Origin of the sequence: Ideonella lacteola (genome assembly GCF_038066555.1) — a bacterium.
Classification (GTDB): Bacteria; Pseudomonadota; Gammaproteobacteria; order Burkholderiales; family Burkholderiaceae_C; genus Ideonella; species Ideonella lacteola.
In genome coordinates this window covers 104,533-117,946 of the sequence record NZ_JBBUTG010000013.1, presented here as the reverse complement: position 1 = coordinate 117,946, position 13,414 = coordinate 104,533, and the positions used below count along the sequence as shown (strand labels likewise).

The window sequence follows — 13,414 nt, the reverse complement described above, 5'->3', positions numbered from 1 at the left end:
GAGGCCCGCGGGTGGGGCGGCACCCTCCGGATCGCTACTTGTACAGCACCTGCAGTTTCAGGTTCTCATAGACGGCGTTGCCGAGCGTCCGGTATTCCTTCAGCAGGGCGGGGCTGCACACCGCCGTGGACGTCCTGTCTTCGAAGACACGACGCGCCTGCAGCACCTGGCCTTTGAGCTGGTAGCTCGCTTCGTACCGCTGCACTGAGTTGCTCAGCTTGGCCTTGTCCGGCAGCGACACCACCTTCATCCGGCGCGGCAGCTCGATCGTGTACTCCTCGATCACGCGACCGCTGGTACATGTGCCGGGGTGCTCGATGGGCTCGCCGGTGTCTGGCTCCGCTGTCGTGCTGACGACCTGGCCGCCCACCAGCGGCGTCAGGTAGAAGGCGCCGCTGCCGGGGAACCGCACGAACTTCTCGGCCTTGTCGATGACGAGCTTGAGCCGGAAACGGTCGGTGAGGTCGGTGGCGTCGTCCATTTCGACCCGGCCATTGCCGTTGATGCCCATCGAACGCAGCATCTCTTTCACCATGTCCTGCCGCGTCTCGGGCGTCAACTCGCGGGCCCACTGGCGCATGCGGATCGCGGTGTCGCCCAGGTAGTGGGCCTCGACCGTGCCAGAGAGCGAGCCGTCATCGCCCAACTTCAGCTTGCTGATGCTGCGCTGTTCGCTCGCCACGGAGGGCACGGGCAGCCGGGGCGGCTCACCCGCCTTGGCATCCACCAGCAGCACCGGCTTGCCGCGCAGGCTGGGCGGCAAATGTCCGAAGGGGGTGGTCTCGGAGGTGGAGTCGACGTACAGGTTCAGAGACGGGATGTAGTTGATCACGTGGTTGATCGCGCTCACCCGCGGGATGCGGGGCAGCGTGTACACCGAACCGGCGTTGACCAGCGCCTGCACGCTCGGGATGCCGCGCGCGGCCAACAGCGCCTGCAGCAAGGTGGCGTGGTCTTTGCAATCTCCCATGCGGTTGTCGACCACCACATCGAGATCGCGCGGAACCACCGTGCCCACGCCGACACAATTCCCGCCGTAGGTGATCTTGGTGGCGACCCACTCGTACAGGGCGCGTGCCTGATCGGCAGGCGCCTGCCGATCGCCGACGATCTCGGCGGCCAGCTGCTTCACCCTGTCGGTGACCGCCGCCTTGGGTGTGGCACGTTCGCCGTAGGCCCGAGCGATGGTGGCGTAATCCGGGAAGGTCGAGAAATCAAACCCGATCATCTGATCGGGGTCGATCACCGAGAAATCGGTGCGCAGGTTGCGGACGGGCTTCGGGTTCGACCAGGTCCACTGCACGGTGCGGCGAGCACCGCTCTCGCGCTCGGATTGCGGCATCTGCCGCCCCTCGAAGCGCACAGGAAGCGACGCTGGGTAGTCGACGGTGACCTTCACGTCGTCGTACGCCGTCTGGGTGGAAAAGGTCTGCCCCGCGTCGAAATGGCGCGGGAAGATCGCCTCGCTTTGGGTCAGCCGATAGGTGAACACGACGGTGTCACCGACCGCCACATCGGGAAAGACGACCGACATCGACGACCGGTCTGAGAACGCCGGCCCGCCGGATTCACGACCCTTGCTGATGTTGAGCTGGTAGTTGTCCTTGGGCACATCGATGCGGCGGCCGTCGGTTTTGCGGGTGTAGGCCTCGATGACTTCGGCCTTTTGCACGCTCGTGCTGTAGCTGACGCTGGCCTGCTTCATCCATTCGAGCGCCTGGGGCTTGAGCACGGTGGCCGACCACGAGCGGGTCTCGGTGGAGGTCACGTCGTCGTTGACGACATAGTCCACGTGGTAGTGGCCGAAACGCAATGGAATCTCTTGCAAAGGTTCCGGCGTTTCGGATTTCGCGAACGCGGGCGCCAGCATCCAGCTGCTGGCCAAAGGCAGCAGCAGCGCCCTCCAAGTCTTCTTCATCACAGATCTCCCTCGATATCCGGCCAGGCAGGTCGCCCGGCCCGGGCGGGCATCGTACCTGACGCGTTAGGGTGGCCTGCGTTACGGCGTTAGGGCGTTAGGGCGTTAGGGCGGCCTGCGAGGGCCTGGGTGTTGAATCGATCTCCGGCGCGGTGGGTGCTGTCGCCGGTGTCTTGCGCCGTTGGGCTGATTGACATCCTGGTAGCCGGGGCAGATCATCCGCACGCGCAGGTGCATGAAGTCCCTTGAGGTTGTTTCCGTTTTCGAGTGAAGCGGGAGGTCCGCATGCGGAAGTGTCTGGTGGCGGGGTGCCTGGTTGGCACGTGGTGCATGGCGTCCGGCTCAGGTTTGAGTTATCACCTGACCTCCTTGGAGCCATTGCCGGGGTTCAATGCCAGCTCGACCACCGGGATCAACGATCTCGGCGAGGTCGTGGGGGAATCCAGCATTCAGAACCAGTACCCCGATCGCCCGGTAGCGACAGTGTGGCGAGACGGGCGGCCGGCCGGCTTTGCCGCCGGGTTGAGCCCCAGCACGGCGGCGGCCATCAACCGGCACGGCCAGGTGGTGGGGACGCTGCTTTCGCCGCCTCGCAGCACCTCTCGCACCTTCAGGGTCTTGTCGCGCGGTCGTCCGCCTGCGCTGCTGCCTGGCAGGAACTCGTGGGGCACGGCCATCAACGACGTTGGCACGATCGTGGGCCATGTCAGGGACATGTTCCGCACGCGTGCCTATGTCCATCAAGACGGCCGGATGACACTGCTGGACGTGCCCGGCGACTACGTGGCGTCCAAGGGTCTCAACAATGCCGGCGTCGTCGTGGGTGTCTCTGTCTGGGACGGCGGACACAACGGCTGGATCTTTGACCACGATGTGTTGACTGAGCTGCCCATCTCCACCGATGCCGTGGCCATCAATTCAAGCGGCGTGGTGTTGGTGTCGCGTTGGGGCCGAGAGAACACGGATGCGAGTCTCTACATCAACGGACGACTGGAGACCTTGCCGAGCCCGGCGGGCGCTGACGAATGCCAGGCCATGGCGCTGAACGATCGGAATGTGGCCGTTGGCATCTGCCATCGGATGGACGGCTCGCCGGTGGTCGTCAGGTGGAGCGATGGCGACGTCGTTGATCTGTCGAATTTGATCTCCGACGGGTCGGGCGACGGATGGTTCCTGACCGCGGTGTCGGGTATCAACGGGGCGGGCCAGATCGCCGGTTGGGGCTGGATCACAGACCCACAGGGTGAATATGTCAGGCGTGCGTTCTTGCTGAGCCCTGTTCCGTAGTGCGCCTGGAGGTCGTTGCACCCCTTGCTCAGCTTGTGCGTGGCGTGCGGCGTTGGGACGGCGTGATCTTGGCGGGTGCTGCCGCTGGCCATTTCGCGAACCTTGATTCGGATGTGACGGCGTCAGCCGCCATCCGACCGGGCGAGGCCTAGGCCTGGATGTATGCCTCCAGCCCCGCCACCAGCGCGGCGAAAGACACGGCGCAGCGCGGGCTGTCTCGCAAGTCGGCGTGCATGGCCACCCAGGTGTCGAGCTGGAACGAGAACGGGTGGGGCAGCACCCGCACGAGGCCCGCACGGCGAGCCAGCGCGACCTGGCAGACGCCGAGACCGAAGCCGGCACGGATCATCGCGAGTTGCGCCAGATCGCTGTCGGCGCGCAGGGCAAAGCGTGTGCGGTCGAACGGGCCCAAGGCCGCCGACATCTTGCGCAGCCGCGCGGTTTCACGATCGAAGCCGATCAGGCTGTGGTGATCCAGGTCGACCATGGATTGCGGGGTGCCGCATCGCGCCAGGTAGCTCGCCTGTGCGTGCAAGCCCAGCTCGATCGCACCCACACGACGGGCCAGCAGCGCCCCCTGGGTGGGCTGCACCATGCGGACTGCGATATCGGCCTCGCGCCGCAGCAGGTCATCGACCTGGTTCGACAGCATCAACTCGATGACGAGCTCCGGGTGTTGTCGGCGCAGGTCGGTGAGGATCGGCGGCAGCACCTCCACGCCCACCACCTCGCTGGCGGTGATGCGAACGGTGCCGCGTACGCCTTCGCGCTGGCTGCTGGCGGCGCGCAGCAGCGCGGCCGCGGTGTCGGCGAGATGCGCGGCATACGGGCGCAGTGCTGTGGCGGTGTCGGTGGGCGCGTAGCCATCGAACGAGCGGGTGAACAGCGTGAGGTTCAGCGATGCTTCCAAGGCATCGATGTGCCGGCCGACGGTCGGTTGGGTCAGGCCCAGCGTGCGGGCGGCGGCCGAGAGCGAGCCCTCTTCCAGCACCGCCAGGAACGAGCGGTACCACTGCCAATCGGGCTCTGTCGTCGCAGTCATTCTGCTATTCAAACATGAATAGCGGTTCGCCTGAATTCAGCGATTTTCTTTTGGCGCCGCACCCGCCAGACTTCGTCCATCGCCAGTCACTGTCACCCTCCAAGGACACCCCACATGGACATTCAGCCTTCTCGAATCGCATTGTTCGGCGCCGCTGGCGTCATCGGCCAGAGCGTGGCCAGCGCCCTGAGTGCGCAGGGTCGTCACTACCGTGTGGTGGGCCGAAGTGAAAGCAGCATGCGGCGCCAGTTCGGCCACGATGCTCTGGCCGAGGTGAAGACCTGGGACCCCGATTCGCCGGCTTCGGTGCAGGCGGCCGCCGAGGGCATCGAGACGCTGGTCTACATGGTGGGCGTCGACTACTGGCGGTTCGAGCTGCACCCGGCGCTGATGCGCAAGACGATCGACGGCGCGATCGCCGCGGGCGTCAAGCGCATCCTGCTGATTGGCACGGTCTACCCGTACGGCCTGCCTCAGACGCCGACGATCCGCGAGGATCACCCGCGCGAGCCCCACACCTTCAAGGGCCGCATGCGCAAGGCCCAGGAAGATCTGCTGCTGGAGGCGGCCACCGAAGGAAAGATCGAGGCGGCCGTGCTGCGCCTGCCTGACTTCTACGGCCCCGGTGTGGAGGCGAGCTTTCTGCATGGCGCCGCGCAGGCCGCGATCAACGGTGGCACCGCCGACCTCATCGGCCCGATCGACACGCCCCACGAGTTCGTGTTCGTGCCGGACGTCGGCCCGGTCGTCGCCCGGCTGATCGACACGCCTGAGGCGTTCGGTGGCCGGCGCGTGTGGCATCTGGCGGGGGTGGGTGTCACCAGCCAGCAGGCATTGTTCGAGGAGATGCAGCGCCAGGTGGGCCACCCGATCAAGCTTCGGGTGGCTGGCAAGACGATGTTGCGGGTGCTGGGCCTGTTCAAGCCCATGTTGCGCGAGATGGTCGAGATGCACTACCTGCAGACACACCCGGTGCTCATGGACGATGGCGCGCTGCAGCGGCTGATCGGCCCGATCCGCAAGACGCCCTATGCCGAGGGCATTCGCCAGACGCTGCAAGCCGTGCGTGACGGCGTGGAGCCCACGCCGCCCGGCGGTGCCCGCCGCGCCAAGGCGGCAGGCATCGCCTGACGGTCAGAGAAAGCCCAGGCTGCGCTTGTTCCCGAAGTGCACCAGGTTCGGCAGGATCTTGTCGAGCTGACCCTCGCCGGCACCGAACCAACCCAGCAAGGTGCTGGCGAACTGGTCGACGCTGCTGGTGGGAATCCAGCGGCCCTGCAGCTCCCACGATTCCACGCCGACGTCGTCCGGACCGCCCAGCTCCAGCTTGGGGTAGGTGCCGTAAGTGGCACCGCCCTTGACCGAGCCGCCCAACACGATCTGGTGGTTGCCCCAGGCATGGTCGGTGCCCGCGGTGGAGTTGGGCGCGAAGGTGCGGCCGAAGTCGCTCTGGGTGAAGGTGGTCACCTTGGTGGCCAGGCCCAGGTTGATCAGGGCTTGCTGGAAAGCCGCCAGGGCGTCGCCCAGCTCCTTCAGCAATCCGGCATGCAGGCCGAGCAGCGAGTTGTCGCCAATCTGGCCGCTGTGGGTGTCATAGCCCCCTTGCTGGGCGAAGAAGATCTGCCGGTTGCCCTGGACCTGCGCGTTCGAGCGGATCAGCTTGGCCACCTGGTAGAGCTGCTGGCCCATCGAGGTGGTGATCTTGCCGTCGACGATCAGCGGGGCAAATGCCGAGTCGATCGCCGGCGTCGAGTCAGCGTCACCCGGCATCGACTTGACGATGGCCCCGAGCCGTTCGGACATGTCGAACGCGTTGGTCTGCTGGGCCGCATAGGCCTGCCCCAGCACCAGTGGCTGCGGCTCGGCGTACAGCGCGTCAATGGCCGCACGGCGCAATCGGTTCGGCTCCCAGTCGGTGTCATCCGGGCCGAGGCCGTAGGCGCCGAAGGTGGAACCAGGGCCTGGCAGCACCAGCGGCGAAGGGCGAACGTCTTCGACACCGAAGCGGCCGTTGCCACCCACCGAGATCACCGGGTTCACGGTGCCCAGCACCTTCGATGCGCGGCCGCCCCAGCCAGTGCGGGTCATCGCATCGGTGGTGCCTGTCTCCCACTCGATCTGCTGATCGGCGTGAGAGAAGAGGGCATCGGGAATCATCTCGCTGCCGTCAGGCGCGCCGAGGTACTGGTCTTTGCTGAGCGGCTTGTACAGCGGGCCGACATTGAAGATCGGCGCCAGCTGATGGTTGGCCCAGAACGGTTGCAGGGCCGACAACGAAGGGTGCAGCCCGAAGTTGGAGCCCGACAGCGACACCAGGCTCGATTGCGGCAAGGCCAGGCTGCCGCGCACCTTGGCGTACTCCTGGTAGTGGCTGGTGTCGGTGGGCACGATGGTGTTCATGCCATCGTTGCCGCCGTAAAGGAAGATGCAGACGAGGGCCTTGTAGTCGGCCGCATAGGCCGGTTGCGTGCCCAGGGCGAGATGGCCGAGGCTGGCGGCGCCCAGGGCGCCGGCCAGCGTGCCGCCGGCGCGCTGCAGCCATTGGCGGCGATTCAGGCGCAAGGGGTGGTGCGTGTGCGTCATGTGGGTCACTCCTCGTGCGCTCAACGTTGCACCTGGTAGTCGGGCGAACCGAGCACCAGGTAAGCCGCGGCCTTGACGCGTTGGGCCTGCCAGTTGTTGGGGTCGGTGGTGGGCGACCACCACTTCACGGCCTTGAGCACCTTGGCCCGCGGCGCCTCGGGCAGAAGGCGCCCCAGCGTCATCATCGACAGGCCATCGACCAGCTTCTCGGCGTTCTTCGCATCCGGCAGGAAGGCCGTCAGGTCGACCCGCGTGCCGACCGCATCCGGCACGTTGGGATCGGGCGCAGAGCCGTTCCAGTCGAGCAGATAGGTCAGGAAGTTCAAGCGCTCCAGCGCCGTGTTCGAGTTGTGGATGCCGAACTCCGGGCCCACCAGCGAGGTGCCCGCCACGGGGTAGTCGCTCGGGTAGAAGCTGAAGACAGAGGGCGGGCGGAACACCTGCTGACGAAGCAGCTCGGACCACCAGTAGTACAGCGCCGCGCCATCGGTGTGGCCGTTGAGGGCACGGATGGCGCCGGTGACGTGGAGGATCGGTTCACGCAGGTGGCCCGCCTTCTCCTGGTCCCAACGGTCGCCACGGGCCTCGCTGTCGAGCAGGACGGCGGCCACCGTCGCAGCCATGTCGCCGATCTTGCCTTGGCCAAAGGTGCGGCCGGCGGCCTGGTAGGTGCCCGTCTTGAATGCACTGGCGACGCGGCCGACGTACTTGTCCGAGGGGTTGCTCTTGACCAGGTGCTGGATCAGCTTCTTCGCCACGAAGGGTGGCGTGTTCGGGTGCTGCATCAGGCTGTCGAGCACCTTGCTGAGCGCCTGGGTCGAATTGCTGTTGGCCGGCACAAAGACATCGGACAGCAACCGTCGCTTGCCCGCGTCGCGGAAGGCGGTGGCGGGCACCATGTCGCCGCCGAAGTAGGCGCAGTTCGCGCCGCTGGGCCAGCAACCCCAGGCCGTCTGGCCCCCGGCGGGGTAGGTCCAGCCGGTGAGGGCATAGGCGTACTCGCGCACCGTCTCGTTGTTGTAGGTGGGCTTGCACTTGCCCGTGGCCAGCGTGCCATCCGCATTCAGCTTGCAGGTGCCGATAGAGAACAGCTGCAGCAGCTCGCGGGCGTAGTTTTCGTTGGGCAACGACTTGTCGTTGTTGACCATGTCGAGGAACTCGCCCATCAGCGGCGACAGGGTCACACGGCGCAGCAACTCCCGGTAGTTGCCGAACGCGTTCTCGAGAAGCATGTTCTCGTAGTTGCGCCAGCCGTAGGTGCCGTAGACCGTGTTGCTGCTGATCACGAAGATCTGCTGCAGCGCGTGCGCGACCCGTTGGCGGAGCTGGTCGGGCTGTTCGATCGCGTTGCGATAGAAGTCCCAGCTCACCGGCTCTGCCGAGTAGTAGTCGCGCCAGCAGTAGACGTTGTTGATCTGGTCGGGCCGGCTGCAGAAGAACTCCGGCCGGGTGTTCTTGTGGATCGCGTCGTCGGCGCCGTGCGTGTACACCGAGCCGGTCGTCGTCATCTGCTTGGAGATCCAGCCCGCCGCACCCATCGACTCGATCTCGGTGATCAGCGCGCTGGTCGGCCCGAAGGTGGCTTGCTGCGCCAGACGCACCGCATCCGATTGCTCGGCCGTGGGCACCAGCGACAAGCCGGCGAAGGGATCGGCCGTCTCGCGCCGGCCCGAGGCCGACTGAACGCTGGCTCGGTTGGAGGCGGAGTCGGAAGTGGCCGCGGCCGATGGTGGGCTGTTGGCCGATTCATCCGCGGTGTCTGAACCGCCGCAGGCTGCTAGCAGGGCCACTGTGGCGCCTGCCATCCCATTGCAGAGGCGGCTGCGAAGCCGGCCCGATCGTGCACTCATGCGATGCCCCTGTTGGCGGCAGCGCCGTGATGGGCTGCCGGACGGCGCACTGTGACGTGGCGCCGACGGGCCCTGTATCCAAACTTAACCCTCCCAGGTGTGAGGCTGTTCGCTTGGTAACGCACCTCACAACTCGAAATCGCGCCGGCCGGTCGCCGGCGCGAGTCACCCGGCCTCGACTACGAGGCCTCGTAGCGAAAACGGGTGGGGTGACTGGGTCAGCGCGTGGCGCGGGCGAACGCCAGCCAGTCGATGTTGGCGATGCCGCTGCCACCCTTGCCCACGAGAAACACGTCATGCACACCCGTGGTGGCCTGGATGGGGAACGTGAAGGCCTGGTAGGTCGTCCACCCGCCGGTGTTCGGCACGGTGACCGTGCCGACGACCGGGCCGCTGGTGCTGTCCAGCCGAACCTCGATCTTCTGGCCGGCGTAGGCCGGGTCCACCGCGAGCCGCATGCGCAGCCGATCCAGGCCCTTGCTGCCGAAGTCGAGCGAGGTGTAGCGGATCCAATCACCCCCATCGAAGAAGCCGATGCCGTTCGAGTCGTAGCTCACCCCTTGCTGGGTGTAGAAGTTCTGCGACTGCAGCTTCTTCTTCGCGGCCCAGGTGCCCTCGTAGGGCAGGTTGCGGATCAGGCTGTTGCTGCCGGTGAGGGCGTTCTTGAAGACGGTGTTCAACATGGTGTTCGGTGCCATGTTGAGCTCCACGTCCCAGTTGCGCCACTTGGACTCGATGGTGGCGTAGCTGTCGGTCGCTACGTTGGGCGTGTTTGCCGACGCGTTGGTGTGGTTGTAGAGCGCCCAGTTGCCGATGTTGGTGCCCTTGTACGTCCAGCTCGTCCAGTGCCAGCCGGCCTCGTTGTACCGCTTGAGGGCGTACTCCCAGCTCGATTGCAGCGAGAAGAGATTGAACTCGCCCACGTGGTGCGGCACGTTGTACCAGGCATGGTCCTGCTCGTCGGCGACCTTGCCATCGGTGAAGGCCTTCTGTGATTCGTAGTTCGAGTCGTTGCCCCAGTTGTAGTAATGGAAGGAGTAGCTCACGTTCTTCCACCCGAATTCACTCGGCGGCGTGATGGCGTTCCAGTCCCAGATGCCTTCCATGAAGATGATGTGGTTGGGGTCGACCGTGCGGATCTCGTCATAGATGCGGTCGTACATCTCCAGCACTTCGCGCGTCGCGGCGCCGGGGTAGTTCGTCGATGGCTCGTTGAGCAGGTCGTAGCCGGCGACCGTGGACTCGTCCTTGAAGCGCTGCGCCACCGTGCGCCAGAAATTCAAGGTCTGCGACTGGTAGGTGGCGTTGTTCCAGAGCTCGCCCGAGCCACCGATCTTGCCGCTGTGGTCGGCGCCGTTTTGCGAGCCGGGCGCGCCATGCAGATCGAGGATCACGTACAGCCTGTACTTCTTCGCCATCTTCACCACCCACTCGATGCGGCGCAGATCGGGCTTGCCCTTGTCGTCCAGCCTCCAGCTGCCGTCCTCGTTCATGTGGTTGAGGTAGTAGATCGGCAGCCGCACGGCGCTCATGCCCAGGTCTGACAGGCGGATGAAGTCCTTCTCCTGCAGGTAGGTGTCCTGGTAGGCGGCGATCAAGGCGTCGCGGCCGGAATCGCCAAAGCGCTGGCTGAGCGTCTTGCGCATGTTGTAGTCGTCGCTGACCCCTTCCAGCGGCGACATCCACTTCTCGTGCACCTGCCAGCCGCCCAGGTTCACACCGCGCAGGTAGACGGCATCGCCGGTTCCGTTCTGGTTGCGAATCAGGCGGCCATCCACCTTCAGGAAGTTGCTGTGGCCGGCAGCCCATGCCGGGGACACGGCGGCGGCCAGCAGGCCCAGCGTGAGGGCCATGGCGGGCTGCCGGAACCACGAGCGGGCCGGCGTGGGGGTGGTGTGGGGCGGGCGGGCAGTGTTCACGATCCTCTCCTCGATGTTCAGCGGCGTACCGTAATGGAAGGGCTGTGCGATCAGCATCCGGGTTGGTACCGGTTCCAATCGCGGGCTGGCAACAAGGCGTAACCCTGCAGGGCGCTCAGGCCTTGAAGGTGACCCAGGGGCGCATGCGCGCCACCGGCGCGATCAACCCGGCGTCACGTTGCGCGTCGATGACGGGGCCGATGGGCTTGTAGGCGTGCGGTGCCTCTTCGATCAGGCGCTCTTCGCGCAGGGTGACGCAGTGCCAGTCTCCGTTGGCGGGAGGTTGGGGCAGGGCTCGTGCCACTTGCCGCCGCATGCGGCGGCCCGCGCCATGACTGCAAGAGGACAACCATTGCGGGTGACCGAGGCCCAGAGCCACGTAGGAATGGTCGCCCATCGAACCAGGGATCAGCGCCAATTCGCCGGGGTGTGCCGGCGTGGCGCCCTTGCGGTGGATATTGCGACCGTGCTCCGTGAGGATCACGTTGTGGGGAACGTCCACGATCAGCCGCCATGCCGGCGTGCCGAACAGTCGCTGCATTTCCGCCTTGACCATTTCCCCCAGGACGACTCGGTTGGCCCAGGCATACCGCGCCGCAATGCCCATGGCCTCGAGGTACTCGCCCGCCAATGGACCGTCGAGCGCATAGAGCTGGCTCGATGGATGGCGGACGCCCGAGGGCCAGGCCTGTCGGGCACGGTCCATCCACTGCGCTCCGATGTGAAAGCCGAGGTCACGCGACCCGCTGTGGATCATCACCACCACGTCGTCTCGTGCCAAGCCGGCGGCATAGGCCGCGTGGCGGTCCAGCACGGTCTCAACCACTTGCAACTCGACAAAGTGGTTGCCCGACCCGGGTGTGCCCAGGCAGGGATCGCGGTACGTCTCGCGGGCCCCGACGAATGCCGCCGGGGCGTGGCGAGAGTGCCCAGACAGCCCACCGAGGCCGATGCATCGGGCGAGATCGGTGGCGAGCATGTCGCGGTCGACCGCTGCCCACAGGCCTTCCGGTTTCAAGGCGTCGATGAACGCCAGGGGACCATCGTCGAACAAGGCTTTGAAGGCACGGGTGGGCACCGGCACTTGGCGCTCGTTCTGAAGCAGCACCGCACGCAGGCGATCGATCAAGGCTTCTCGGCGAAGCGCCACCTGAGCCAGGTTCAACCCGGTTCGATAGAGCCGCATGCCGCAGTTGATGTCGGTGCCGATGGCCGAAGGGATCACCACATCCAGGTCGGTGGCGACCACCGAGCCGACCGGGGCGATGGTGCCGGGGTGGAAGTCTGGTGTTGCGCACGCCGAGCACACGGCCGCGCGGCCGGACGGCGTGCGGACCGATGCGAAGGCCAGCAACTGGCGGACGGCCATCTCCTCCAGCGGGAGGTCGGGCGGCAACAGGATGGTGGCCTGGGCGCGTTCGTCGCGAACGCGGTAGACGCCGCCTTCGTAGCGAAGGTCGATGTTCGCGCGGGCAAATGCGCGATAGAGGCGATTCAGATGGGACATGACGCTGTGCGGTGCCAGGCGGTGAGCCTGGGGCCCGAAAGTCTTCGGGCGGTCGAAGGTGGCTCCGTCGGTGGACGAGGAGCGCGGCCCTTTCGCTGCAGCAGCAGTCAGCTGGAGAGTGGGCGCGATTCTAACGTCGGCCGGTTTGAAGACGCTGCAGCAATCGCTGACGCCTGCGGCGGGTGGTAACGATTTGCCGTTCAACTGGCCGCGGCGCAGGGCGACACTGCGGGCATCTCGTGTTCAGAATCGACGACCATGAACCCAGTGATTCGCTCGGCGTGGGTGCTGGCCATTCAGGCGGCCCTGTTGGGGGCGGCCATGGCGCAGCAATGCCCGCCAGAGGTACCGGTGCAGGGCGCACCGCCACCTGGCCCGCTCCCGGTGTTTCCGGCCACCAACTGGTGGAACACGGACATCAGCGCGGCCCCCGTCGATCCCAAATCGGCCAGCTACATCGGCTTCATCAACAACGGGTCATCGCGCCAGTTGCATCCCGATTTCGGCGGTGAGGTCAAACCGGGCAGCCAGAGCGTGTATGGCTTTCCCTATGCGGTGGTCGATGGCACGCAGCCGAAGCAGAAGGTGAAGTTCAAGTACTGGGATGAAAGCGACGGCGTTGACCTGGATACAGGCAAGCCGATTCGCTTCTACCCGATCCCTGGCGAAGCCATCACCCAGCCGCACTGGGTGGAGGGCGGGGCGCCGGCGAACGTGGATCAGCGCAAGAAGAACGATCGCCACCTGCTGATCATCGACTGCACGAACAAGCACCTGTACGAGCTGTACAACGTCTACTACGACGCCACCCAGAAGAAGTGGCTGGGCGGATCAGGCGCCTTCTTCGACATGACGCGCAACGATCGCAGGCCCGAGGGCTGGACATCGGCCGATGCGGCGGGCTTGGCGATCTTCCCGGGCCTGGTGCGCTATGACGAGGCCTGGAACGATGCGGTGCCCGAGATCGAGCATGCGCTGCGGGTGACGGTGCGGGCCTCGAACGGCCATGTCTATCCGGCCTCTCACACCGCGGGCTCGACGGCCGGTGCATTGCCGATGGGCGCCCGCCTGCGGTTGAAGACCAACGTCAACGGTGTCGACCCCGCCACGCGCACCAAGGACCCGCATGCGCGCAAGATCTTCCGCGCGATGCAGCGCTATGGTCTGATCGTGGCCGACAACGGCTCGGACATGTACATCAGCGGCACCTTCGACACGCGCTGGAACAACGACATCCTCAACCCGGCGTTTGCCACGCTGAGCGCGAGCGATTTCGAAGTGATCAAGCTCGGCTGGAAGCCCTGACGC

9 protein-coding genes are annotated in these 13,414 nt (G+C 65.9%); 3 read left to right on the top strand and 6 right to left on the bottom strand.

All coding sequences use genetic code 11. The features are described 5' to 3' along the window. Positions 1-34: 34 nt before the first annotated feature. Positions 35-1,918, bottom strand: coding sequence for a DUF3857 domain-containing transglutaminase family protein (locus tag AACH06_RS19450; RefSeq protein ID WP_341427425.1), 1,884 nt, complete (start codon positions 1,916-1,918; stop codon positions 35-37). Between the two features lie 369 nt (positions 1,919-2,287). Between AACH06_RS19450 and AACH06_RS19445 the strand changes: the two genes are divergently transcribed. After that, entirely contained in the window at positions 2,288-3,205 is a 918-nt protein-coding gene (locus tag AACH06_RS19445; protein WP_341427424.1) for a hypothetical protein, read from the top strand. 148 nt (positions 3,206-3,353) lie between these two features. Here the strand turns inward: AACH06_RS19445 and AACH06_RS19440 are convergent, their stop codons facing one another. After that, positions 3,354-4,247 carry a LysR family transcriptional regulator gene (locus tag AACH06_RS19440; RefSeq protein ID WP_341427423.1) on the bottom strand — a complete coding sequence of 298 codons (894 nt, stop codon included), beginning with the start codon at positions 4,245-4,247 and terminating at the stop codon, positions 3,354-3,356. A gap of 114 nt (positions 4,248-4,361) precedes the next feature. On the opposite strand from AACH06_RS19440, the gene AACH06_RS19435 reads away from it, so the two are divergent. Further along, on the top strand, positions 4,362-5,378 hold the full coding sequence (locus tag AACH06_RS19435) for an NAD-dependent epimerase/dehydratase family protein (protein WP_341427422.1): 1,017 nt from the start codon (positions 4,362-4,364) through the stop codon (positions 5,376-5,378). 3 nt (positions 5,379-5,381) lie between these two features. Here the strand turns inward: AACH06_RS19435 and AACH06_RS19430 are convergent, their stop codons facing one another. The 4 genes from AACH06_RS19430 to AACH06_RS19415 form a co-directional block, all read right to left on the bottom strand. Further along, positions 5,382-6,830, bottom strand: coding sequence for a DUF1501 domain-containing protein (locus AACH06_RS19430; protein ID WP_341427421.1), 1,449 nt, complete (start codon positions 6,828-6,830; stop codon positions 5,382-5,384). A gap of 20 nt (positions 6,831-6,850) precedes the next feature. Then, positions 6,851-8,680 carry a DUF1800 domain-containing protein gene (locus AACH06_RS19425; protein WP_341427420.1) on the bottom strand — a complete coding sequence of 610 codons (1,830 nt, stop codon included), beginning with the start codon at positions 8,678-8,680 and terminating at the stop codon, positions 6,851-6,853. A 218-nt stretch (positions 8,681-8,898) separates the two neighbouring features. After that, entirely contained in the window at positions 8,899-10,599 is a 1,701-nt protein-coding gene (locus tag AACH06_RS19420) for a carbohydrate-binding protein (protein WP_341427419.1), read from the bottom strand. Between the two features lie 115 nt (positions 10,600-10,714). Next, the gene (locus AACH06_RS19415) at positions 10,715-12,106 is read right to left on the bottom strand and encodes an RtcB family protein (protein WP_341427418.1); all 1,392 of its coding nucleotides are present in this window, start codon (positions 12,104-12,106) and stop codon (positions 10,715-10,717) included. A 258-nt stretch (positions 12,107-12,364) separates the two neighbouring features. Between AACH06_RS19415 and AACH06_RS19410 the strand changes: the two genes are divergently transcribed. Continuing rightward, a complete protein-coding gene (locus AACH06_RS19410) occupies positions 12,365-13,411 on the top strand; it encodes a hypothetical protein (protein ID WP_341427417.1) in 1,047 nt (348 codons plus the stop codon). Positions 13,412-13,414 lie beyond the last annotated feature (3 nt).